Genomic DNA, 23,236 nt, shown 5'->3' on the forward strand with positions numbered 1-23,236 from the left:
CCTACGCCCGACCAGCGGAAACACAGCCATCAAGCCGGAAAGACAACAACCACTGACCCAACCCTCGCCTGGGAGCTCCTAAACCGCTTGGCCGACCAGGACGACGACGAGGCCGTACTCGGCGCGACAGTCGATGCGGCTTGCCGCTCCATGGGCGACTGGGGACGCGGAATGGAGTTGCTCACCCGCGTGACGGCACGCATCGCCCCAACGGCCAACCGGAATTCTGCGGCAGCCACGTGTGCCACAACAGCCGGGCTCCTGTGGGTCCACCACGCCGTGCCCGAGGCCGGCAACGCTGCCACCCACATGACAGAACAGTGGCCAGGCGCAGAACCATGGTTGACGTGCGTCCACAACCTGCGCGGGGCGCTCATCGACAGCGATCCCGCAGTCAGGACACGGGCACTGGACCTGTACCTTCAGTTGGCGGAGCCGACCATAGCCCGGATCACATCTCTACTCGAGCGAACCCAAGCACTGACGGACGCCGAGCAGCAAGACCTGCGGGCACAACTCTTCCTGGCCGACACCATCGCCCTCCAGATCTACGCGGCCACCAAGCCAGGTGACTCCGGCGGTGGCCAGCCCACAGAGGAGCAGGTCAGGCTCGTCGACGAAGCCACGCCACTGTTGCACCTGCTCATGACGGTCCCTATTGCGAAGGTCACCCACCATCTCGTCCAGGTCTACGAGCACGTTCTGGACCAACGCCCGCAGCAGGGCCTCATCGGCGTACGGGACATCCTCACCACGACAGGAACCCAAAGCGGCTACACGGCAGACACTCTCGCCGTCAGTACCTGCGTCAAGTTCGCGGAACGCATCCTCGCCGACCACCGGGCCATTCTGAGAAACCCTGAAAACCTGACTGCCCTACGGGAAATCTGCGACATCTTCATCGAGGCCGGGTGGCCCCAAGCCCACCAACTCATCTTCGGAATCGAACAAGCATTCCGTTGATTCAATCGCCATAGCCGCAATCGCCGCAATACCGAGACAGCCTCTACTTTGGGTTTTGTTCGGTTGCACTTTGGGTCGCGTTCACCCCCGTCCGGCACGGTTCAGACCCCGGCTGGCGAGCCACTCCCCCGCAGGTCAGGGTCGGGACAGCCCCCGTTATCTTCTTCGCGGTCCTGCAAGAGGGCCGCTGGCCTCCGGGCCCGGCATGACTGTGTCCCCCTGTCGAACGGATGACCTGGGAGGTGGTGTCACCGGGCCCGGGAGGTGCCGTCGGAGACGCTGATGAGAGGTCCGGCCACCGCCCGGTCCGGCGCAACGCCGGACAGCTCGCGGGCGGCAGGTCTGCATAACGTGGATGCGCGCGTACGACACCACTGCCAAGGCCAGCACGTTCAACTCCCCCGGGAAGGGCGCGATGTTCGACACCGAAGACGTGGGCGTGTTCCTCGGCCTGGACGTCGGCAAGAGTGCCCATCACGGGCACGGACTCACCCCGGCCGGGAAGAAGGTCTTCGACAAGCAGCTGCCCAACAGCGAGCCGAAGCTGCGGGCCGTGTTCGACAAGCTGGCCGCGAAGTTCGGCACCGCGCTGGTGATCGTGGACCAGCCGGCCTCGATCAGCGCCCTGCCGCTGACCGTGGCCCGGGACGCGGGCTGCCAGGTCGCCTACCTGCCCGGACTGGCGATGCGCCGGATCGCCGATCTCTACCCGGGCGAGGCGAAGACCGATGCGAAGGACGCCGCGGTGATCGCGGACGCAGCCCGGACGATGCCGCACACGCTGCGCTCGCTGGAACTGACCGACGAGATCACCGCCGAGCTGGCCGTGCTCGTCGGCTTCGACCAGGACCTCTCGGCCGAAGCAACCCGCACCAGCAACCGGATACGCGGCCTGCTCACCCAGTTCCACCCCAGCCTGGAGCGCGTCCTGGGCCCACGCCTGGACCACCCCGCGGTGACCTGGCTGCTGGAACGCCACGGATCCCCGGCCGCGTTGCGCAAAGCCGGCCGCCGCAGACTCGTCGAAGTCATCCGACCCAGGACCCCGCGCATGGCCGCCCGGCTGATCGACGACATCTTCGACGCGCTCGACGAGCAGACCGTCGTGGTCCCGGGGACCGGCACGCTCGACGTCGTGATCCCCTCCCTGGCCCGCTCGCTCGCGGCCGTCCACGAACAGCGCCGGGCCCTGAAAGCCCAGATCAAGGCCCTGCTGGAGGACCACCCTCTTTCCAAGATCCTGACCTCGATGCCGGGGGTCGCGGTCAGGACCGCCGCCGTTTTGCTGGTCACCGTCGGCGACGGCACCAGCTTCCCCACCACCGCCCACCTCGCCTCCTACGCTGGCCTGGCCCCGGCCACCAGGTCGTCGGGGACCTCGATCCACGGCGAACACGCACCCAGAGGCGGAAACCGCCAGCTCAAACGGGCCATGTTCCTCTCCGCGTTCGCCGCCCTGCACGACCCCGCCTCCCGCACCTACTACGACAAGTGCCGGGCCCGCGGAAAGACCCACACCCAAGCCCTCCTCCGCCTCGCCCGCCACCGCATCAGCGTGCTGTTCGCGACGCTCCGCGACGGCACCTTCTACGAATCCCGCCTCCCCAAAACAGCTGCCGCATGACCAGCTCAGGCTTGACGAAGGGCATAGAGGCCCCCCCGCTCAGCGCATAGGGCAAACGTGCTCTTTGTGGCGCGTATAGGAGAAAATATTTCTGGTGTCTGGCAGCTGGCTTGACCTGCGTATATGCATCACCGACGAGTCGCTGCTGAGTCTGCGCAGACGAGGGCTGGGACCTACCTCTGAGCAGGCATTTTACGCTCGGGCCGTCATCTGCCCTGGAGGGTCCGCAACCTGACTGGTGCCTGCGTCCCGGTGTGACGTGGTGGGGCCGTCATCTGCCCTGGAGGGTTCACAACCACATGTCCGAGCCGGTGAGTCCGCCGATGCCGCCGACCGCCATCCGCCCTGGAGGGTCCGCAACACCTGTAGCGCCGACGGCTTTCCCTTCGTCGTGTCGGGCCGTCATCCGCCCTGGGGGCGCAACATGAAGCCGCTCGGAGTGTCGGCCCACAGGCCGAAGCGGCCGTCATCCGCCCTGGAGGGCTCTCAACACCGCGAGATGGCCATGGTCCGCTCACCTAGCGCCATGGCCGTCATCCGCCCTTGGAGGATTCGCAACGTCAGGCCCACGCCGGTCACGGTAAGGAAAGCGTCGCGCCGTCATCCGCCCTGGAGATTCACACCTCTCCGCGTTCAGCATGCATTCGCGGATCACGCCGGCCGTCGTCCGCCCTGGAGGGGTCGCGACGCGCTCTCCGCGAGGTCGAGGCGCTCGTCATAGGAAGGTGCTCGACACGGAGGCCGCCGAGACCATCGACTGGCACCACCCGCGGATGGCCGGGATCGCAGCCAGCTTCTCCCGCCACGACCGCGTGGCCGTGCAGCGGCTGCCCAAGCGGGTTGAGGTGGTGCGCTACCGCGTCTTCGAGGGGGACCGGCTGAGGCTGCTGCTCGTGGACTCCTCACTCGGCTCGGCGAACGCCGCTTCGTTCCGGCGGACCCAAGCGGCATAGGGCCGAAAGAGTGGCTGCGGGCCGTGGGAGCGCCTTGGGACTCCTCTGGGACTTCCGGCTGCATCAACGAGCACGTGCGGGAAACAGTGGAAAGACCATTCGTGCAGTTCAGTGGCCCGTGATCGGCCATGCCGTAGATGCCACCGCTGGCTGGTCTCCCCCGGGACATCGACCAGGGAGGACCCACTGCTCCGCGCAGAGCGTCACCCCCGTAAGCGGGCCCACTGATATACACCATCGTGAACAGGCCCTGACCCGCCGAACAGAACTCCTGACGCCCCATCAGGACGAGCGTCAAATGAGCGTCACGAGCGTCATTTCAGCGTCAAGATATCGCCCGTAACGCCCACACCGCACATAATGCGCACACGAAAAACCGCAGGTCAGGAGCCCTTCGCGACCGGTTCAAGGATGGCAACGCACTCCACATGATGCGTCATCGGAAACAGGTCGATCGAGGACCGCAGCGGCTGGCTCTCACGCCCGGTCATGCCGCATCAGCCGGGCAACATAGCCCGTGATCGCCGGTTAGGCAAACCGGCATATCCGGAGACGAATATCTGGTCAACGCCCGTTTCGGAGCCCAACCGCGAGTAATGGTGACTGGCGTCAGCGCTGCTGCCGATGAGGCACGGCACGCCTCCGTTCTCGGAACGTGTCACCCGCATCCGAAGTCTTCCACCGACCCGCCCGGTGCTCCGTACTGCCCGGAGATCGCCCGCACTTGCCTGTCCCAATAGCAACAAGCACCAACGCCGAACCCCATCGCGAGAAGAAGACCACAGCACAACCCGCATCTCCCCGCTGGCATCCCGTCCCAGCCGACGACCAGACACCCCTTCTGACCAACGCCTGGTACTCGACCAGCGACCTGGGCGCTCGTCTCCGGGTGGACGCCTCGACCCTGCGCCGATGGCGCACCGCCCGGCCTCCGCAAGGGCCGCCGTTCGTCGCTCTGTCGGAGCGTGTCGTCATGTACAGCGCCCTCGATGTCGAGGAATGGCTGCGCAGCCGTCGTACCGCCCCCGCCAAGGGGATCCATGGCCGATAGGACCAACATCGCCGTCGGCATCCGGATCTCCACCGACATCGAACACCGCCCCGCACCGTATCGGGCGCGCGTCCGATGGTGGGATCCCACCACCAAACGCCGCCAGTCACTGTCCGAGGGAAAGAACAGTGAAGAAGAAGCGCAGGAGTGGCTCCAGGCCATCGTCCAGGCCGCACAAGCCGGCCTGACCCCGTCGACCGCCACCATGACGCTGGCCGAATACGGCGAGGCGAACATGGACCTCGCGCTGCGCGGCCTGGAACTGAAGACACTCGACCCCTACCTCGCGGGATGGCGAAAGCGTGTGGTTCCCGCCCTCGGGCACCTCGCCGTACGGTTGATCACCAACGGTGTCGTCGACCGGACCGTGCAGAACTGGATCGCCGACGAGCACAGCCGCTCAACGGTCAAGAACACCATCGCCGTCCTAGTCCGCATCATGGAACAGGCCGTCCGGGACGGCATCATCACCGTCAACCCGGCCCGCGTGACCGGCTGGCAGAAGCTCTACAAGCAGGCCGAGGACGAACTTCGTAATCCGCGCGCGCTGGCCCTGCCCGACTGGGACAGCCTCGTCCAGCTGGCCGACGCGCTCGTGGCCGCGTCCCATGACCAGTACCGCGGGTGGGGAGACGTCGTCGTCTTCGCCGCGTGCACCGCCGCCCGGATCGGCGAAGTCTCAGGCTGCCGCGTCCAGGACATCGACACCGACCAGTGGATCTGGACCGTGCGGCGCCAGACCACACCCGCACCCGGCAGCCTGACCGACAAGGGCACCAAGGGCAAGCGGTCCCGCAAGGTCCCCATCATCGAGGAGATCCGTCCCCTCGTCGCCCAGCGCATCCTGTCCGCCGGCTCCGACCCCGACGCCCGCCTGTTCACCGGCCCGCGCGGCGGACGCATCTCCACCGCCGTCCTGCGCGACGCCACCCACTGGGACGACGTGATCAGCAGGCTCGGCTACGAACACCTGCGGCGCATCGCCGGGCACGGCTCCCTCATGACCACCCAGCGCTACCTCCACCCCGACGTCCCCAAGATCACGGCCGCCGGCGCCGCACTCTCCGCACACCTCAGCGCGGTCCGCGCCCCCCGCTCGCTCCCGAGCCCGATCGTCATGACCCGCTGACACCGGTCAAGAGAGCACTGGTCCCCAACTGGTCCCCAAAAACGATCGATGGCCGGTTTCGAATGTCTCCGAAACCGGCCCTGACCTGCGACTCTCACGAGTCGGGACGACAGGATTTGAACCTGCGACCCCTTGACCCCCAGTCAAGTGCGCTACCAAGCTGCGCCACGTCCCGTTGCGGCCTCACGCGGTGTTTCGCGTGATCACGCAGGTCAACACTACCGTATGCGCGCGGGTGCCCGGTGACATCGAGGGTGGGGTCACTTGATGAGGGCGTTGGCGACGACCACGATCAGGCCGAGGAGGGCGTCGCCGAGGCCCATCAGGACGGCGGCGGGCCAGGGGCGGGCGGCCTGGCGGGCGGTGGTCAGGCCGAGGGCGAAGAGGATCAGGATGTTCAGGGTGAAGGCGGGGTACTCGACGCCCTTGGCCGGCCACCACCCCCAGCCCGCGCCCGCCAGCAGGAAGACCGTCGGCACCACGGCCGCGACCAGCGGCCACTCGTTGCGCAGGGCGCGCAGGCCGTCCCAGCGGCGGTGCGGGGTGCGCTCGGCGATGTAGTGGGCGTAGCCGTGGGCCAGGGCGGAGGCGAGGGCGGTCACCAGCAGCCAAAGGGCGTCGTAGCGACGGGTCGCGGGCGTGCTGGCGCCGTAGCGGGTGAGGGCGGCGACCATCGAGCTGGCGAGGACGGAGCCGTAGACCCCGCCGAAGAGGAGCGCCTCGCGGGTGCTGTGCCCGCCGGGGCGCGGCCCGTCCTCCGTATGCCCGTGGGCGTCCGCCGCGGTCGAGTCGGCCATGTCTTCCACGATCACCCCCGGCCTGCACGCACGCCAGTCCGCCCGGCCCTCGCGCCCGCCAGTCCGACCGGCCCGCACGCCCGCCCGCCCCGCGGTCCGCGTGGCCCGACGAAGTGTCCTCCGACCAGGCCCGATGCCGCACACTCTGTCGACGGCGGCCGGGGTGCGGGCCCCGTTAGGGTCGGCCCCATGACGCACAGCTTCGCGCTCCACATCCCCGACGCCGACCTCGAACCCGACCCCCTCGACCCCGGACAGATCGTCTCCGGGAACCCCGAGGTCACCGGGAAGGTGGTCTGGGAGTCGGCGGACGGCCGGCAGATCCGCGGGATCTGGCAGATCACCCCCGGCGTGGTCACCGACACCGAGGCCGACGAGCTGTTCGTCGTGATCAGCGGCTCCGCCACGATCGACTTCGAGGACGGTCCGACGCTGCGGGTCGGACCGGGTGACATGGCGGTGCTGCGCGCGGGCGACCGTACGACATGGACCGTGCACGAGACGCTCCGCAAGGCGTACGCCATCAACCTGTAGGGGCGCCCCTGAGACCGCCGTAGGTGGCACCCCCGAGACCGGCGATTTCGACGCTCCGCCCCGTTCGGGGCGTTGACAGTGCCACCATGTCAGGACAAAGGTGGCCGGGCGGGAAGGTGGACCGGTCCCGCGGTGCTGACGCGGAGAGGCGGGCAGGGTGGAGGAGCTGGGTGTCGCCGTCGTCGGGTTCGGCTGGATGGGCCGGGTGCACACCCGGGCGTACGCCCGTCTCCCCCACCACTACCCCCGGCTCCCGCTGCGGCCACGGCTGATCGCGGTCGCCGAGGAGGTGCCGGGCCGGGCCGAGGAGGCCGCCGGGCAGTTCGGTTTCGCCACCGCGACCCGCGACTGGCGGGAGGTGGCCGCCGATCCCCGGGTGCGGGCGGTCAGTGTCACCGCGCCGAACTTCCTGCACCGCCGGATCGGGGTGGCGATGGCCGAGGCGGGCAAGCATCTGTGGATCGAGAAGCCGGTGGGCCTGTCCGCCGGGGACGCCCGCGCGGTCGCGGATGCCGTCGCGCGGGCCGGGGTGCAGGGCACGGTCGGCTTCAACTACCGCAACGCGCCCGCCGTGGAGAGGGCCCGCGAGCTGATCGCGGCGGGCGGGATCGGCACCGTCACCCATGTGCGCATCCGGCTGTTCAGCGACTACGCCGCCCACCCCGACTCCGCCCTGACCTGGCGCTACGAGCGGGAGCGCGGCGGCAGCGGGGTGCTCGGCGATCTGGCCTCGCACGGCGCCGACCTGGCCCGCTTCCTGCTCGGTGACATCACCGCGCTCACCGCCGACACCGCGGTCTTCGTCCCCGAGCGCGCCCGCCCGACCGGCGCCGCCGCCGGTCACACCCGCGCGGGCGGCGCCGAGCGCGGTCCGGTGGAGAACGAGGACTACGTCGGCTGTCTGCTGCGCTTCGCCTCCGGCGCCCGGGGCGTCCTGGAGGCCTGCCGGGTCTCGGTCGGCGAGCAGAACGCCTACGGCTTCGAGGTGCACGGCACGAGCGGCGCGGTGTTCTGGGACTTCCGGCGGATGAACGAGCTCGCGGTCGGCCGGGGCAGGTCCTTCCAGGACCAGCCGGTGAGCACCGTGTATGTCGGCCCGGACGACGGCGAGTTCGCCGCGTTCCAGCCGGGCGCGGGCAACGCGATGGGCTACGACGATCTGAAGGTGATCGAGGCCCACCGGTTCCTGCGCTCCATCGCCGAGGGCACACCGTACGGCGCGACGCTCGCGGACGCGGTGCGCGGCGCGGTCGTCCTGGACGCGATGGCCGAGTCCGCCGCCAGTGGCAACTGGGTTGTTCTGTAAGCGGGTTGATCAACACGGCAGGCTGACCGATGCCCCTGACGTCTCGTCCCTTTCGTTCGAACCCCTGAGGAGCGGCACCACCCATGCGTATCGGAATCCTCGGCCTCGGCCGCATCGGCGCCTTCCACGCCGAGACCCTCTCCGGGCTCGACGCCGTCGAATCGCTGGTGTTCGCCGATCCGTTGGCGGACGCCGCGAAGGCAGCCGCCGAGCGGTTCGGGGCACAGGTCGCGGATTCGCCGGGGGCGCTGCTGGCCGCGGGGGTGGACGCCCTGGTCGTGGCGGCGGCCACGGACGCCCATCCCGCGCTGATCCGGGCCGGGGTGGCGGCGGGTGTGCCGGTCTTCTGCGAGAAGCCGGTGGCCCGCACGATGGCGGAGGGCGTGGCGGTGCACGACAGTGTGCGCGGCAGCGGGGTGCCGATCCAGATCGGCTACAACCGCCGCTTCGACGCGGGCTTCGCCGCCGCGCGCGCCGCCGTGCGCTCGGGCGAGTTGGGGGCGCTGCACACCGTGCGCTGTACGACGCTGGATCCGGCGCCGCCGCCGGCCGCGTACATCGCCGCCTCCGGTGGCATCTTCCGGGACTGCTCGGTGCACGACTTCGACATCATCCGGTGGGTGACCGGACGCGAGGTCGCCGAGGTGTACGCGGTCGGCGGCAACCGGGGCGCCGACCACATCGCGCGGGCCGGTGACGCCGACACCACGGGCGCGGTCCTCACGCTGGACGACGGCACGATCGCGATGGTGTCCAACTCCCGTCACAACGGCCGGGGTTACGACGTGCGCATGGAGCTGCACGGCTTCGCCGACGCCATCGCCGTGGGCCTGGACGACCGGCTGCCGCTGCGCTCGGTCGAGCCCGGGGCCGGCTTCCCCTCCGGCACCCCGCACGCCTTCTTCATGGACCGGTTCGCGGCCGCCTACCGCGCCGAACTCATCGCCTTCACCGAGGTGGTGGCCGGCACCAGGCCGTCCCCGTGCACCATCGGGGACGCCCTGGAGGCGGGCTGGGTCGCGGAGGCCTGCGCGCTCTCCCGCGCCGAACACCGTCCGGTGACGATCGCGGAGGTGCGGCAGGCCTGACGGACGCGGTACCGGAGGCCTTCGTCAGCCGCAGTACCGCACCAGCCACTCGTCCGCGTGGTACCGGTCGCGGGCCGAGTCCGGCAGCGTCGCCGGGCTGGTCTCGACCGTGTCCTCGGGACGTATCCGCTCGGGCAGGGTGCCGAAGCGTTCCCGGCGCTGGGCCGCCGCCTCGGCGGTGTCCTGTGCCGTCTTCCGGGGTTCCGTACGGTGTGTCATCCTCGTCCTCCCGTCTTCGCGGGCGCCCCCGTTCATCTCAACAACGCCCACGTGCCCCCGGTTGGTTCCCGGCCGCGCCTGGCGCGAATCCGTCAGGGTTACGGAGGAACGACACCCGGCCCGGTGGCGTCACGGCCGGCGGCGCCGGACCAACTCGGCGAGGATGCGCCGCGGGTCGTACAGCGCCCGCGCGCCATCGGCGACGACACGACGGGTGCCGGGGTCCACGGGATCGGTCCGCGCCCACCGGGGGCCGCCGATGCCGAACTCGACCTCCAGGCCCGGGAGCAGGGCGTATCGCCGCTCGGTGACGGGTCCCCAGGCGCGGGTGCGGGCCGGTCGGCCCAGGCTGAGTTCACCTGCCCAGTCATCCCAAGTGCCCGCGAATTCAGGGGCGTCGGACTCAGCGCCCTCGGATTCGGCGGTGTCGGTGAGGTACCGTGCCGGATCGGCCGTCAGCAGGACGACGTCCTCGCGGGTTCCGGCCCAGCGGGTGAGGCGGTCGAGGAACTCCCGTACCTCGACGAGACGTTCGGATGGCACACCCGTCCGGTCCGGCAGGCTCTCGGCACCGCCCGCATCCCTCACCCCGCACCCCTCACGCCCCGCAGGACCGCAGAAACCTTCGTGTCCGCTCCGCGATCGGCAGCGGCTTGTCCGGCTCGCACGGGTACATGTCCTGCTCCACGATGGCGAAGAGATCCACTCCCAGTTTCTGCGCCGCCGCCAGCACGGGCCCCAACTCCGGTACTCCGTAGGGGGGTTCCTGAAAGACGCCGCGCGCCACGGCGGGCCCGAACGGCAGCCCCCGGGCGACGACCTCGGCGAGGACCGCGGGGTCGACCTGCTTGAGGTGCAGATAGCCGATGCGTTCGCCGTACGTCTCGATCAGCCTGACGCTGTCGCCGCCGCAGTAGGCGTAGTGACCGGTATCCAGGCAGAGGCGGACCGAGCCGGAGTCGGTCGCGTCCAGGAAGCGTGCGACATGGGCCTCGGTGTCGATATGGGTGTCGGCGTGCGGGTGCACGACGATGTCGAGGCCGTACGTCTCCTTCACCCGGCGGCCCAGCCGCTCCATGCCCCGGGCGAGGTGGCCCCACTGCTCGGCGGTCAGCTCGGACGGCTCCAGGATCTCGGCGGTCCTGTCGTCGCGCCAGAAGGACGGGATCACCACGAGGTGCCGGGCGCCCATGGCTTGGGTGAGCGCGGCGACCTGGGAGACATGCGCCCAGGTGTCGTCCCAGACGGCGGGGCCGCGGTGCAGGCCGGTGAAGACCGTGCCCGCGGAGACCGTGAGCCCGCGGCGGGCCACCTCCTCGGCGAGCCGCGCGGGGTCGGTGGGGAGGTAGCCGTAGGGGCCGAGTTCGATCCAGGCGTAGCCGGCTGCGGCGACCTCGTCCAGGAAGCGTTCCCAGGGCACCTGCCGAGGGTCGTCGGGGAACCAGACGCCCCAGGAGTCGGGGGCGGAGCCGACCCGGATGCGGTCGAGTTCGTGCGGCATGATCAGGTGGTCCCTTCAGGGAAGGTGTCGCCGAGGTCCTCGGGCAACGCGTCGAGGTCCACGCCGCGCACCTGGGCCAATTGGTGCTTGAGCGTGGCGAGTTCGGCACCGCCGGCCATGTGGTCGGTCAGTTGCTCCAGGGTGATGTCGCCGCGGGCGGCGGACAGCTCCAGGGTGCCGAGGCGCAGCACGCTGAAGTGGTCGCCGACCATGTAGGCGTGGTGCGGGTTGTGGGTGATGAACACGACGCCGAGGCCGCGTTCACGGGCGGCGGCTATGTACTTGAGCACCACGCCGGACTGTGTGACGCCGAGCGCGGCGGTGGGTTCGTCCAGGATGAGGACGCGGGCGCCGAAGTGGACGGCGCGGGCGATGGCCACGCACTGGCGCTGGCCGCCGGAGAGGGTGCCGACGGGCTGCTCCAGGTCGTCCAAGGCGATGCCCATGCGGCGCAGTTCCCGGTCGGCGGTCTCCTTCATCCGGGCGATGTCCAGGCGGCGCAGCGGCCAGGGACCCCGGGTCAGCTCGGAGCCGAGGAAGAAGTTGCGCCACACCGGCATCAGCGGGACGGTCGCGAGGTCCTGGTAGACGGCGGCGATGCCCTGGTCCAGGGCGTCGCGCGGGGTGCCGAAGCGCACCGGGCGGCCGTCCACCAGGAAGTCGCCCTCGGTGTGCCGGTGCAGCCCGGAGATGATTTTGATGAGGGTGGACTTGCCGGCGCCGTTGTCACCGAGCACGCAGGTCACCCGGCCGGCCCGGACCGTGAGGTCGACGCCGTGCAGGGCGCGGACATTGCCGTACGACTTGCCCGCCCGGCGCAGTTCGACCAGGGGGGTGTCCCGCGGGGCGGGGGTGTCGGGGAGGACGGCGCCGTGGGTGCCCGTTCCGTTGTCGTTCATGGGTTACCTCCGGGTCGCCGTGCGCTGTACCCACAGATTGATCAGGACGGCGCCGAGCAGCATCACGCCGAGGAACGCCTTGAACCAGTCGGGGTTCCAACCCGCGTACACGATGCCCTGGTTGACCATGCCGAACATGAAGGCGCCGAACAGGGGGCCGATCGCGCTGCCGTGGCCGCCGGTGAGCAGGCAGCCGCCGATGACGGCCGCGGCGATGTAGATCAGCTCGTTGCCGACGCCCTCGCCGGACTGCACGGTGTTGAAGGAGAACAGGTTGTGCATGCCGACGAACCAGGCGCCGAGGCCGACCAGCATGAACAGGGTGATCTTGGTGAACCGCACCGGGACGCCGACCGCGCGGGCGCTGTCCTGGTCGCCGCCGACGGCGAAGACCCAGTTGCCGTACTTGGTGCGCAGCAGCACCCAGGTGGCGAGGGCGGCGAAGACCAGCCACCACACCACGGTGATCTGCACCTGGACACCGCCGACGTCGAAGGAGGAGGCGAAGATCTTCTTCGCCTGCCCGAAGCCGTCCATGTCGCTGACGTCGTCGGTGGCGACATTGCCGGTGACCAGTTTGGTGACGGCGAGGTTGACGCCCTGGAGGATGAGAAAGGTGCCGAGGGTGACCAGGAAGCTGGGCAGTCCGGTCCGCACCACCATCCAGCCGTTGAAGGCGCCGACGGCGAGCGAGACGACCAGGGCGGCGATCACACCGGTCCATATGTTCAGGGTCAGCTGGTAGCTGAGCATGCTCGCGGTGAGGGCCGAGGTGATGACGGCGACGCCGGAGGACAGGTCGAACTCGCCGCCGATCATCAGCAGGGCCACGGGCAGCGCCATGATGCCGATGGTGGAGGACTGGTAGAGGACGGTGGCCATCGAGGCGCCCTGGCGGACCGAGGGCGCGGCGATCAGGAAGAAGACCAGGACGGCGACGGCGCCGAGGAAGACGCCCGTCTCGGGGCGGGCCAGCAGCCGCAGGACGGGCGGGCGCCGGGTCGTACGGCCGTCCCGCGCGCCGGTGCCGGGTCCGGGCGCCGGCGGGGTGCCGACGGCCTGGCCGCCGCCGCTCATCAGCGGGTCCCCTTCGCGGCGAAGCCGGCCACCTTGCCGACGTTCGACCTGTCGACGAAGGCCGGCCCGGTGAGCACCGGCGCGACCCCGCCGCCGCTGTAGTTCCCGTTGTACTTGTAGAGCCAGAGCGCGTCGACCGCCAGATAGCCCTGGAGGTAGGGCTGCTGGTCCACGGCGAACTCGATGCTGCCGTCGCGCACGGCCTTCACGAGGTCCTTGTTCAGGTCGAAGGTGGCCACCTTGGCCTTGCTACCCGCATCGCCCACCGACTGCACCGCGGTGGCGGCGAACGGAGCACCGAGGGTGACGACGGTGTCGATCGAGGTGTCCTGCTTCAGTTTGGCCGTGACGGTCGCCCGTACGGAGGGCATGTCGGTGCCGTTGACGTACAGCGTCTCGGTGGTGCCCTTGAAAGTCTTCTTCAGTCCGTCGCAGCGCTGGGTGAGGCCGATGTTTCCCTGTTCGTGGACGACACAGACGACTCTTTCGGCACCGGTCGAGTTCAGTTTGTCGCCGAACGCCTCCCCGGCCACGCTCTCGTCCTGTCCGAAGAACTCCAGCAGGCCGAGCCGCTTCCAGTCGGCCAGTCCGGAGTTCAGGCCCACCACCGGGATGTCCGCCCGCTCCGCCTTGCCGAGCACGCTCTTGAGTGCGTCCGGCTCGGCCAGGGTGACCGCGATGCCGTCGACCTTCTGGTCCACCGCGTTCTGCACCAGGTTCGCCTGGTTTCCCGCGTTCGGGTCGGCGGAGTAGACGAGTTTGATGTTGTCCTTGGCCGCGGCCGCCTCCGCGCCCTTGCGGACGGTGTCCCAGAAGGTGTCGCCGGGCGCCTGGTGCGTGACCAGGGCGACGGTCATCCGGGGGGTGTCCGCCTTGCCCGCGGCGGCGTTCGCCTCGGCCTGTTCGGCCTTCTTGCCGCCATGGCCGCTGGAGCAGCCCGTGAGAGCGAGCGCCGCGGCGGCGACCATGGCCACCAGCGGTACCGACGTGCGCGAGCCCGAGCGAGAAGAGCGATCCATCGTTCTTTGCACCTCACTGTGCGTGCGACGGGGAGGGCGCTGTTGCGTCGGGACGCGATACAAGTCCCCACCGGAGCCACTGTCAATACTTTGTCCAGACATGACCCCGCCGACAGGTCCGGGGTTCATGTGTTTCCCACCCCGGATTATCCGATCCCAAATCCCGCTTATATGACTTCTAAATTCGCCCTCTTCACCACCCGGTTGCGCCCCGGGGTGGTGAAGAGGGCGCGTATTTCGCACCCCTCATGGGATCCGGCCAGAGGTGGATCATAATTGGCCGGAGAATTCACCGGCATGGCAGTCGGACCAGCCGAGGGACATACTGGCGACGTGCCACTCCGCTCCCGGACCGGATGGCCGGAAAGGCCACAACGGTGGATTCGGAAACGCTGCTTTCGTCGATGTTCACGGCCGAGGGGAAGGAAGACCCCTATCCGGCCCTGGCCGAACTGCGCCGTATCGCCCCCGTCTATTATCACGAGAAGCTCGACACCTACTTCCTGACCCGGTTCGCCGACTGCCAGCAGGTGCTGAGCGACCCATCCTGTCTCACTCCCGATCTCACCTGGTGCGAAACGGAGTTGCCCGACTGGCGGGAGCATCCGGCCGCCGTGTTCTTCTATTCCTCGCTGCTGCGCGCCAACGGCACCGACCATGTCCGGCTGCGGCGGCTGGTGGCCGACCGGTTCAGCGCCCGCCGGGTCGCCGTCCTCACGGAACGCATCGAGACCACCACCACGGCGCTCCTCGACCGGTTCGCCGACGCCACCCGTGACGGCGGCGCGGCCGACTTCCAGGAGCTGGTCGGCTACCCGCTGCCGGTGGCCGTCGTGGGCGATCTGATCGGGGTCCCGCACGCGGACCAGGACCGCTTCCACCACTACGGTCAGGACGCCAGCCGGCTCCTTGAGCCGGTGCGCACGGACGAGGACTGGAAGCGCGCCGACGAGGCCGTGACCGCCCTGCGCGGGTACTTCGCCCAGTTGGTCGCCCTGCGCCGGCGCAGACCCGCCGACGATCTGGTCACCGCGCTGCTCGCGGTGCGCGAGGCCGACGACGGCAGGCTCGCCGAGAGCGAGCTCCTGGACATGCTGCTGCTGGTGTTCGTGGCCGGCTTCGAGACGACCACCAGCCTGCTGGGCCTGACCGTGCACGCCCTGCTCAGCCATCCCGACCAGCTGGCCCTGCTGCGCGAGGACCCCGCCCTGGTGCCCAACGGCGTGGAGGAGTCCCTGCGTTGGGACACCCCGGTGCGGATGACGGAGCGGATCGCCACCCGTCCGCTGACCGTGGGCGGCGTCGCGATCCCCCAGGGCGGCAACATCACCACCGTGCTCGCCGCCGCGGGCCGCGACCCCGCCCGGCATCCGGACCCCGACGCCTTCGATGTGCTGCGGCCCGACATCCGGGTGCTCAGCTTCAGCGCGGGCGCCCACTACTGCCTGGGCGCGGCCCTGGCCCGTCTCGAAGGCGCCGCCGTCGTCCGGCAGTTGCTGGCGCGCTTCCCTCACCTGGCCCACGCCCGGAGCCCGGTGCGCCGGGACAGCATCAGCCTGCGCGCCTTCACCCGGCTGCCCCTCGTCACCTCGGGCTGAGCGCCCCCGCTCGGGCCCCGGCCCACAGAAGGGACGTCCGTGAACTTCCTGCACACCGAACGCGCCGTGCTCGACCGGCTGCTCCCGGGCCTGGACAGCGCGCTCGCCGCACATCCGCTGGCCGTTCTGGAGCGCGCGCCGAGCCCCGCGATCGAGGCGTTCCGCGCGGCGGGCGGCCCGGGGCTGCTGGTGCCCGCCGAGCACTCCGGCGCCGGGGCGACCGTGCTCCAGGCGGTCCGGGCACAGCGGGCCGTCGGCGCCCGCTGCCCGTCCCTCGCGGTCGCCACCACCATGCACCACTTCTCGGTCGCCGGTCTGGTGGAGACCGCCAGGGGCGGCACCGGCATGGAGGGCCTGCTGCTGAGCGCGGTCGCCGGGGAACGGCTGCTGCTGGCCTCCGGGTTCGCCGAGGGCAACACCGGCCAGAACATCCTGCGCCCCGGCATCCGGGCCGAACTGCGCGACGGACGGGTGGTGTTGAACGGCAGCAAGAAGCCGTGCAGCCTGTCCCGTTCGATGGACCTGCTCACCGCCTCCGTCACGCTCACCGGCGCGGACGGGGTGGCACGCCTCGCGGTGGCGATCGTACCGGCGAAGACCCCGGGGCTCACCGTGCGGCCGTTCTGGGGCAGCCCGGTGCTGGCGGGGGCCGAGAGCGACGAGGTGGTACTCACCGAGGTGGAGCTCGATCCGCAGATGGTCGTCACCACGGAGGTCACGGCCGACGCGGTGCCCGACTCGCTCAATGTCGCGGGCTTCCTCTGGTTCGAACTCCTGCTGACCGCAGGCTACTTGGGGGTGATCAGCGGCCTGGTCGAACGGGTGCTGACCAAACCCGGGGGCTTCGGTGGCGATCCGACGCCGTTCCTGGTCGATGTCGAGGCCGCGATGCTCGCCGTGGAGGCCGTGGCGACGGCCATGGAGAGCGAGGCATGGGACGACACCCTGCTGGTACGGGCGCTGCACGCCCGGTACGCGGCGCAGGACGCCATCGCCCGCACCGCGCCCCGCTGTCTGTCCGCGCTCGGCGGGATGGCGTTCATCGGCTCGCCCGACGGCACCTATCTGGCCTCGGCCGCATCCGGGCTCGCCTTCCATCCGCCGTCGCGCACCCGCATGGCCGAGCCGCTGCGGGAGCACCTCGGCGGCGCCCGGCTGCGCATCGGCTGAGCCGCGCGGTGCGCACGGGCTCCGGCCGTCGATCCCATCCGCCGAGGAGGCACCCATGAGGCGAGAGCGCGGCGCGGCAGCGCGGCCCGGCGAACCACCGCCCGCGCGGGCGCCCTACCGGGTGGAGATCGCGGACACCGTCGACGCCGTACCGCCGGACGTCTGGCGGGAGCTGGCCCCCGCGGACGATCCGCTGTGGTCCCAGGGGGTGTTCGCGGCGATGGAACGCGGTCGTCTCGGCCCCGAGGGCTACCGCTATCTGCTGCTGCGCCGGGGGCAGGAGGTGGTGGCCGTGCTGCCGCTGTGCCTCTTTTCCCGGCTGCGCCTGGACGACGTGGTGGGTCCGCGCGAACGCCGGCTGCTGCGCCCGCTGCGCGCCGTGTGCCCCGGGCTGCTGCGCGTGCCCATGCTGCTCTGCGGCCATCTGCTGGGCCAGGGCCATATCGCGGCGGCGAGGCCGCTGCCACCGGAGGCCGTACGACTGCTCGTGTCGGCGGCCGGGGACGTGGCCGACTGGTCCGGGCTCGGGACCGTGGTGTTCAAGGACTTCGGCGACGCGGAACTCGCGTCTTTGCGACCGGAGTTGGAGCGGGCCGGATATTTCGTCACGCGCAGCATGCCGGACACCGAACTGCGGCTCGGGTACGACTCGTTCGAGGCGTACGTCCGTGCGCTGCCCGCCAAGCCGCGGCGCAACGCCCGGAGCAAGCTGCGCAAGTTCGCGGCCTGGCCGGGTGCCCGCGTCGAGATCGTCGAGGACTTCGCGCCCCTGCTGCCCGACGTACTCGCCCTGTACGAACAGGTGATGGACCGCGCGGACCAGACCCTGGACCGCCTGGACGCGTCCTTCCTCACCGCCCTGGCGGGCGCCGCCGAGCCCCGGCGGGCGCTGGTCGCCGCCTTCGAGGGCGACCGACTGGTGGCGTTCCTGCTGTGCCTGTTCCGGGGCACCGGCGCGACCGGGGCACGGATCGGCCTCGACTACCGCATCGCCCACGAGGCACGGCTCTACCACGCCGTGCACTACGCGGCGATCCGGCTGGCCATCGAGTCGGGCTGCACCCATATCCGGTTCGCGCAGACCGCGTACACACCGAAGGTGGAGCTGGGCTGCGGCCTGGTCCCGCAGTCCTACGCCCTCACCCACCGACGCCCGCTCCCCCGCGCCCTGTTGCGCGCCCTGCTGCCGCGCGCCCTGGACACCGCCCTGACCGAGGCCCTCGGCGCGCACGCCGATCTGCTTCCCGCGACCATCACCGCCCCGCCGCCCGCAGCCGCGCCCGCGCCCCCGCCCGCGCCTGAGAAGAGGACTTCGCATGCCCCGAGTTGACGTGGAACTGCGCATCGCCGCCTCGCCCGATCAGGCCTGGGCCGCCGTGGCCGACGTCGAGTCCTATCCGGGCTGCATGGACAACGTGGAATCGGTGACGGTGACCGAGCGCGGCGACGCCCGGCACCGTACGACGGCGTGGTCGGTCCGCCTCAAGGGCTCGGTGCTGCGGTGGACCGAGGCGGAGGTGCTCGATCACGGAGCGCGGCGCTTCGACTTCCGCCAGGTCACCGGTGACCTGGGGGCCTTCTCGGGCCACTGGGCCGTCACCCCGACCGGCGCGGCGCACAGCACGGTGTCCCTGCATGTCGACTTCGACATCGGCATCCCGCTGCTGGCCGAGATGCTCAACCCGGTCGCCTCGGACGCGCTGCGGGAGAACGCCGCCCAGATGCTGCGGGCACTGGAACGGCGGCTGGGGGCCGCGGACCCGGACGCGGGGGTACGGCGGTGACCGGGAGCCCGGCCGCGGGGCTCGACCAGGACCGCGAACCCCCCGACGCGCAGGACACGTTCGACCTGGTCCGCCGGCACTTCTCGCCCCGGCTCGCGCTGACCGGGAGCTTCGCGGGGCGGGGCGCCGTGGAAGTGGGCGCCGAGGGCTGCCGGGTGACCCTCTCCGACGGCCGGAGTGTGCTCGACTTCGGCTCCTACGCCGTACCGCTGCTCGGGCACCGGCATCCGGCGGTCGTGGCGGGCGTGCGGCGGGCGCTGGAGACCCTGCCCACCGCGACCCGCAGCCTCGCCAACCCGGTGACGGCGCGGGCGGCCGCCACCCTGGTGCGGTACTTCGAAGGCGCCCTGCCGAAGGTGTACTTCGGGCTGAACGGCGCCGACGCGGTGGAGGTGGCGGTCAAGCTGGCCCGGCTGGCGTCGGGGCGCGGCCGGGTCCTCGCGGTGCGCGGCGGGTTCCACGGCAAGTCCACCGGCGCGCTGGCCCTCACCCACAGCCCGCTCTTCCGCACCGGGCTGCGCGGCAGCGTGGTCGACGTGGTGCACGCGGACCCGCAGGACATCGAGGCCGTCGAAAGGGCCGCCGCCTCGGGTGAGTTGGCGGCCGTGGTCTTCGAACCGGTGCAGGGCGAGAACGGCGTCGTACCGCTGCCCCCCGCCGTACTGCGGCGCTGGTGCGCGGACGCCCGGCGGCATGGTGCGTTCGTCGTCGCCGACGAGATCCAGTGCGGGCTGCGGCGCTGCGGCGAGCGGTCCGTCGCGCTCACGGAGGGGCTGCCCGTGGACGCGGTGCTGGTGGGCAAGCCGCTGGGCGGAGGGGTCGTACCACTGTCGGCGGTGGTGTGCTCCGAGGAGTTGTACGCGCCGCTTGAGGCGGATCCGTTCCTGCACTCGGCGACCTTCGGCGGGCACCCGCTGGCGTGCGCCGCGCTGCCACCGGCCCTCGCGGCCATCGAGCAACGTACCTCGCACGGCGTCGAGTTGGCCGAGGCGATGGCCGAGGGGCTGGCCCGGCTCCGGGGCCGTCACGCCGGTGCGGTGCGCGAGGTGCGCGGCCGTGGGCTGCTGTGGGGGGTCGACTACGCCTCCCCGCATCTGGCCGGCGATGTCGTCCTCGGCCTTGCCGACGCCGGACTGCTGGTCTCCCCCTGTCTGAGCCGCCCCACCACCGTGCGCCTGCTGCCCTCGCTCGCCTGCGGCCTCCCGGAGGTGGCGGAGGCGCTGGCCGCCCTGGACCACGCCACGGCCGGGGCCGAGGCCCGGTGCGCCGAGAGATGACCCCGAGGCCCCTGCGGACCGCGCCACCGCTCAAGGAGAACGGAACCCCCATGCCCACCCGGACCCGCGAACAGCTCGACCTCCTGCTGCGTACCGTCGTCTCCGATGTGATCGGCACCGAGCCGGAGGAACTCCATGGCGGCACCAGCCTGGTGGACGATTTCGGGATCGACAGTCTCGAACTCATGGAGATCGGTTCCCGGTTGGAGTCCGCACTCGGACTACGCATCCAGGTAAGGGACTTGACGGCGGCCGAGACCCTGGGCGAGGCCGTGGACCTGCTGGAGACCCGGCTGGCGGAACCGCGGTGAACGCCCGGGACGCGCGCGGCCGGTTCCGGGTGGCCGTCACCGGTATCGGGGTGAAGTCGCCCGCGGGCAACACACCCGAGGAGGCGTTCCAGACGTTCCTCGCGGCCAAGTCCACGGCGGTGACGGTCGATCGGCTGGCGGCGGAGGCGGTGCCCGTGCGCTTCGCCTGCCCGGTGCCGCCGTTCGAGCCCGAGGCGTATCTGACCCGCCGCGAGGCCCGGCAGATCGACCGGGTCACCCTGCTGGCGCTGTGCGCGGCGGCCGACGCGGTGACCGACGCCCAGCTGCCCGGCGATCTGCCCCCGGACCGCACGGGGGTGCAGCTCGGCACCGGCATCGGCGGACTGCCCAGCATGGAGGCGACCGCGCTCGACCACGGCGGCTTCCCGATGGGCATGCCGGTGCACACCGTGCCCCGGACCATGACCAACTCCCCGGCGTGCCGGATCGCCATGCGGTTCGGGTTCCGCGGCTCGTGCACCACGTACGCCACCGCGTGCGCCAGCGGCACCACCGCGCTCGGCGAGGCGGCCCGCAAGATCCGGCACGGCGAGCTGGACGTGGCCCTCGCGGGCGGCGCGGACGCTCCGGTGACGACCGTCATCATGAGCGGCTTCGCCCGGATGCGGGCGGTCTCCCTGCGCAACGAGGAACCCTGGCTGGCCAGTCGGCCCTTCGCCGCGGACCGCGACGGATTCGTGGTCGGCGAGGGCGCGGCGCTGCTGGTGCTGGAGCGCTGGGACCTCGCGGTGGCACGCGGGGCCCGCATCCACGGGGAGATCACGGGCTACGCGGACAACTGCGACGCCTTCCACATCGTGGCCCCGCACAAGGACGGCTCCGTCGCCGCGGCCTGTATGCGCTCGGCGCTCGCCGACGCGGGGCTGGCACCTTCGGAGATCGGCCATGTCAACGCGCACGGCACCTCCACGCTGCTCAACGACCGTGCCGAGGCCGCCGCGATCGACCGCTGCTTCGCCGGGCAGTCACCGCCGGTCACCGCGCTCAAGGGCGTCACCGGCCATCTGATCGGCGGTTCCGGGGCGTTGGAGGCGGCGCTGGCGCTGCGCTGCGCCTCGGCGGGGCTGGTCCCGGCGATCGCCAACACCCGCAGCAGCCCCGAGGCCGACCTCGTGGACCTGGTCACCGGGGCGCCCCGGACGGTGCGTTCGGCTCCCGTGCTGTCCAACTCCTTCGGTTTCGGCGGCCAGAACGCCTGCCTCGTGCTCTCCCCCGCCCCCTGATCCCTCGCACCCGCTCGGAGACGACAACCATGCGCATCCTCGTCACCGGTGCCACCGGTGTGATCGGCACCGAGACCGTCGACACCCTGCGCGCGGCCGACGCGCCGCCGCACACCCTGGTGCGTACGGCGCGCCGCGCGACGGACGCGGGAATCGTGCCCTGGGCCCTCGGAGAGGGTCCGGTGCCGAGGGGGCTCGGCGGCCACTGGGACGTCATCGTGCACACCGCGGCCTCCACCCGCTGGACGATGACCCGCGCGGAGGCGCTCGCCGCCAACGTGGAACCGCTGCGCGCGGTCCTCGCCCTCGCCGGCCGCGACACCCATCTGGTGCATGTGTCCACGGCGTACGTCGCCGGGGAACGAGGCTCGGCCGCAACGGAGTTCGACGGCTACCGCAACGGCTACGAGTGGTCCAAGGCGGTGTGCGAGGAGGTGGTGCGCGAGGAGCACCCCGGCCCCTTGACGATCGTCCGCCCCCCGCTGGTGGTCGGCAGGCGCCGCGACGGCCGGATCGCCCGCTTCTCCGGCCCGTACACGCTGCTGCACGCCCTGGTGTCCGGGCTCGCCGCGGTCGTCGTCGGCGACCCGGACGGCTTCGCGGAGATCAGCCCGGTCGACGAGGTCGCCCGCGCGATCGCGGACGCGGCCCTCGGCGCTCCGCCGCGCGCTTCCCGCACCGAGATCGTGGCCGCCGGCCCCGCGAGCCTGCGCCTCGCCACGCTCATCGAGGTGACCTGTACGGCACTGAACACCTTCCGTGCCACGCACGGCGCCCCACCGGTCGCCCGCCCCCCGATCGTCCCCCCGGACACCTGGACCCGCTTCTTCCTGCCCCTCGCCGACCGCCATCTCTCCCCGTTCCAGAGCGAGGCGGTCAAGCTCTTGGCCATGTTCCAGAGCTACACCAGCATGGCCACCCCTTTCACCCCGACGTATCCCGTCCGGGACCCCGCCGACGCGATGACGACCGCGGTCCACCACTGGGCCGCGCGAAAACCCCGGTTGGCGTTGGCGGAGCCACGGCCGTGGACCTTGCTGACGAAGAACGCGTGAGCGGGTCGGCTCCGGGTCCGGCGCGTGCTCGGCACTGCCCTGCGCGAGCGGCCGTACCGTGATTTCATGCTGGGGTGGAACAACCGGCACAGCCCACGGCGGAAGCGGCTTTTGGCTGCTGGGTCCGCCGGCGCGAGGACGCTGATCTCGACGCCTGTGTGGAACTGCTGGCCGAGGTGCACGAGCGGGACGGCTACCCGGAGAACTGGCCCGAGCGTCCCGGCGACTGGCTGGCCCGGCCTTGTCTGTTCGCCGCCTGGGTGGCCGAGCTGGAGGGCCGGATCGTCGGTCATGTCGGCTTGTCCGAGGGTGGGGCGGCGGACCGGGCGCCGGGCCTGTGGAGCCACCGGGCCGGGACGCCCGTCGAGGCGACCGCCGTGATCAGCCGTCTGTTCGTGTCCCCCGCGGTGCGCGGCCAGGGGGTCGGTGCCCTGCTGATGGAGCGGGCCGCAGGCGAGGCCCGGCGGCGCCGGCGCCATCCGGTCCTGGACGTACTGACGTCCGACACCTCGGCCGTGGCCCTGTACGAACGGCTGGGGTGGACCTTGCTGGACACCGTCGACCAGCGGTGGAGCCCCACCGAGACGGTGAGGGTGCACTGCTACGCCGCGCCCGTCGTCCCCGGGCCGTGAGCCGG

General features: G+C 71.1%; 24 protein-coding genes and 1 tRNA gene. 17 read left to right on the top strand and 8 right to left on the bottom strand.

Annotated features, from left to right (window positions below):
- Positions 1 to 87 precede the first annotated feature (87 nt).
- The 5 genes from AB0N90_RS29915 (at position 88) to AB0N90_RS29935 (ending at position 5,720) form a co-directional block, all read left to right on the top strand.
- Entirely contained in the window at positions 88 to 963 is an 876-nt protein-coding gene (locus AB0N90_RS29915) for a hypothetical protein (RefSeq protein ID WP_365201922.1), read from the top strand.
- Between the two features lie 415 nt (positions 964 to 1,378).
- On the top strand, positions 1,379 to 2,587 hold the full coding sequence (locus AB0N90_RS29920; RefSeq protein ID WP_365202103.1) for an IS110 family transposase: 1,209 nt from the start codon (positions 1,379 to 1,381) through the stop codon (positions 2,585 to 2,587).
- A 725-nt stretch (positions 2,588 to 3,312) separates the two neighbouring features.
- Positions 3,313 to 3,540 carry a hypothetical protein gene (locus AB0N90_RS29925; RefSeq protein ID WP_365201924.1) on the top strand — a complete coding sequence of 76 codons (228 nt, stop codon included), beginning with the start codon at positions 3,313 to 3,315 and terminating at the stop codon, positions 3,538 to 3,540.
- A gap of 889 nt (positions 3,541 to 4,429) precedes the next feature.
- Entirely contained in the window at positions 4,430 to 4,591 is a 162-nt protein-coding gene (locus tag AB0N90_RS29930; protein WP_244320419.1) for a hypothetical protein, read from the top strand.
- Positions 4,581 to 5,720, top strand: a complete 1,140-nt coding sequence (locus tag AB0N90_RS29935; protein ID WP_365201926.1) for a site-specific integrase — start codon at positions 4,581 to 4,583, stop codon at positions 5,718 to 5,720. The genes AB0N90_RS29930 and AB0N90_RS29935 overlap by 11 nt, the downstream gene beginning before the upstream one ends.
- 101 nt (positions 5,721 to 5,821) lie before the next feature.
- Here AB0N90_RS29935 and AB0N90_RS29940 read toward each other — a convergent pair.
- Both AB0N90_RS29940 and AB0N90_RS29945 read right to left on the bottom strand, forming a co-directional pair.
- Positions 5,822 to 5,895: transfer RNA gene (locus tag AB0N90_RS29940), tRNA-Pro, on the bottom strand.
- Positions 5,896 to 5,980: 85 nt separating this feature from the next.
- On the bottom strand, positions 5,981 to 6,517 hold the full coding sequence (locus AB0N90_RS29945) for a hypothetical protein (RefSeq protein WP_365201928.1): 537 nt from the start codon (positions 6,515 to 6,517) through the stop codon (positions 5,981 to 5,983).
- A 189-nt stretch (positions 6,518 to 6,706) separates the two neighbouring features.
- On the opposite strand from AB0N90_RS29945, the gene AB0N90_RS29950 reads away from it, so the two are divergent.
- The 3 genes from AB0N90_RS29950 to AB0N90_RS29960 all read left to right on the top strand — a co-directional run bounded on the left by AB0N90_RS29950 (position 6,707) and on the right by AB0N90_RS29960 (position 9,445).
- On the top strand, positions 6,707 to 7,051 hold the full coding sequence (locus AB0N90_RS29950) for a cupin domain-containing protein (protein ID WP_071387652.1): 345 nt from the start codon (positions 6,707 to 6,709) through the stop codon (positions 7,049 to 7,051).
- A 157-nt stretch (positions 7,052 to 7,208) separates the two neighbouring features.
- The gene (locus AB0N90_RS29955) at positions 7,209 to 8,357 is read left to right on the top strand and encodes a Gfo/Idh/MocA family oxidoreductase (protein WP_365201930.1); all 1,149 of its coding nucleotides are present in this window, start codon (positions 7,209 to 7,211) and stop codon (positions 8,355 to 8,357) included.
- A gap of 83 nt (positions 8,358 to 8,440) precedes the next feature.
- A complete protein-coding gene (locus AB0N90_RS29960; RefSeq protein WP_365201932.1) occupies positions 8,441 to 9,445 on the top strand; it encodes a Gfo/Idh/MocA family oxidoreductase in 1,005 nt (334 codons plus the stop codon).
- Positions 9,446 to 9,469: 24 nt separating this feature from the next.
- Here AB0N90_RS29960 and AB0N90_RS29965 read toward each other — a convergent pair whose 3' ends face one another.
- The 6 genes from AB0N90_RS29965 to AB0N90_RS29990 all read right to left on the bottom strand — a co-directional run bounded on the left by AB0N90_RS29965 (position 9,470) and on the right by AB0N90_RS29990 (position 14,160).
- Entirely contained in the window at positions 9,470 to 9,664 is a 195-nt protein-coding gene (locus tag AB0N90_RS29965; RefSeq protein ID WP_365201934.1) for a hypothetical protein, read from the bottom strand.
- Between the two features lie 129 nt (positions 9,665 to 9,793).
- A complete protein-coding gene (locus tag AB0N90_RS29970; RefSeq protein ID WP_365201936.1) occupies positions 9,794 to 10,207 on the bottom strand; it encodes a nucleotidyltransferase domain-containing protein in 414 nt (137 codons plus the stop codon).
- Between the two features lie 55 nt (positions 10,208 to 10,262).
- Positions 10,263 to 11,165, bottom strand: a complete 903-nt coding sequence (locus tag AB0N90_RS29975) for a sugar phosphate isomerase/epimerase (protein WP_365201937.1) — start codon at positions 11,163 to 11,165, stop codon at positions 10,263 to 10,265.
- 2 nt (positions 11,166 to 11,167) lie between these two features.
- Positions 11,168 to 12,064 carry an ATP-binding cassette domain-containing protein gene (locus AB0N90_RS29980; protein ID WP_365201939.1) on the bottom strand — a complete coding sequence of 299 codons (897 nt, stop codon included), beginning with the start codon at positions 12,062 to 12,064 and terminating at the stop codon, positions 11,168 to 11,170.
- 3 nt (positions 12,065 to 12,067) lie between these two features.
- Entirely contained in the window at positions 12,068 to 13,141 is a 1,074-nt protein-coding gene (locus AB0N90_RS29985; RefSeq protein ID WP_365201940.1) for an ABC transporter permease, read from the bottom strand.
- A complete protein-coding gene (locus tag AB0N90_RS29990) occupies positions 13,141 to 14,160 on the bottom strand; it encodes a substrate-binding domain-containing protein (protein ID WP_365201941.1) in 1,020 nt (339 codons plus the stop codon). The genes AB0N90_RS29985 and AB0N90_RS29990 overlap by 1 nt, the downstream gene beginning before the upstream one ends.
- A 404-nt stretch (positions 14,161 to 14,564) precedes the next feature.
- Between AB0N90_RS29990 and AB0N90_RS29995 the strand changes: the two genes are divergently transcribed.
- The 9 genes from AB0N90_RS29995 (at position 14,565) to AB0N90_RS30035 (ending at position 23,231) form a co-directional block, all read left to right on the top strand.
- Positions 14,565 to 15,758 (top strand): cytochrome P450, encoded by a 1,194-nt coding sequence (locus tag AB0N90_RS29995; protein ID WP_365201943.1) that lies wholly within the window; start codon positions 14,565 to 14,567, stop codon positions 15,756 to 15,758.
- 39 nt (positions 15,759 to 15,797) lie between these two features.
- Complete coding sequence (locus AB0N90_RS30000; RefSeq protein ID WP_365201945.1) at positions 15,798 to 16,928, top strand: acyl-CoA dehydrogenase family protein; 1,131 nt, start codon at positions 15,798 to 15,800, stop codon at positions 16,926 to 16,928.
- A 55-nt stretch (positions 16,929 to 16,983) separates the two neighbouring features.
- Complete coding sequence (locus tag AB0N90_RS30005) at positions 16,984 to 18,258, top strand: GNAT family N-acetyltransferase (RefSeq protein WP_365201947.1); 1,275 nt, start codon at positions 16,984 to 16,986, stop codon at positions 18,256 to 18,258.
- Positions 18,245 to 18,712 (top strand): SRPBCC family protein, encoded by a 468-nt coding sequence (locus tag AB0N90_RS30010; RefSeq protein ID WP_365201949.1) that lies wholly within the window; start codon positions 18,245 to 18,247, stop codon positions 18,710 to 18,712. The genes AB0N90_RS30005 and AB0N90_RS30010 overlap by 14 nt, the downstream gene beginning before the upstream one ends.
- Positions 18,709 to 19,989: an aspartate aminotransferase family protein gene (locus AB0N90_RS30015; RefSeq protein ID WP_365201951.1), complete on the top strand. Its 1,281-nt coding sequence runs from the start codon at positions 18,709 to 18,711 to the stop codon at positions 19,987 to 19,989. The genes AB0N90_RS30010 and AB0N90_RS30015 overlap by 4 nt, the downstream gene beginning before the upstream one ends.
- A gap of 50 nt (positions 19,990 to 20,039) precedes the next feature.
- Complete coding sequence (locus AB0N90_RS30020; protein ID WP_361683426.1) at positions 20,040 to 20,300, top strand: acyl carrier protein; 261 nt, start codon at positions 20,040 to 20,042, stop codon at positions 20,298 to 20,300.
- Entirely contained in the window at positions 20,297 to 21,544 is a 1,248-nt protein-coding gene (locus AB0N90_RS30025) for a beta-ketoacyl-[acyl-carrier-protein] synthase family protein (protein ID WP_365201953.1), read from the top strand. Before AB0N90_RS30020 ends, AB0N90_RS30025 begins: the two co-directional genes overlap by 4 nt.
- A gap of 29 nt (positions 21,545 to 21,573) precedes the next feature.
- Positions 21,574 to 22,599, top strand: a complete 1,026-nt coding sequence (locus AB0N90_RS30030) for an SDR family oxidoreductase (protein ID WP_365201955.1) — start codon at positions 21,574 to 21,576, stop codon at positions 22,597 to 22,599.
- Between the two features lie 74 nt (positions 22,600 to 22,673).
- Positions 22,674 to 23,231: a GNAT family N-acetyltransferase gene (locus AB0N90_RS30035; protein WP_365201956.1), complete on the top strand. Its 558-nt coding sequence runs from the start codon at positions 22,674 to 22,676 to the stop codon at positions 23,229 to 23,231.
- Positions 23,232 to 23,236 lie beyond the last annotated feature (5 nt).

It is taken from the genome of Streptomyces sp. NPDC093018 (assembly GCF_040684035.1).
In the GTDB taxonomy this organism is placed as follows: Bacteria; Actinomycetota; Actinomycetes; order Streptomycetales; family Streptomycetaceae; genus Streptomyces; species Streptomyces murinus.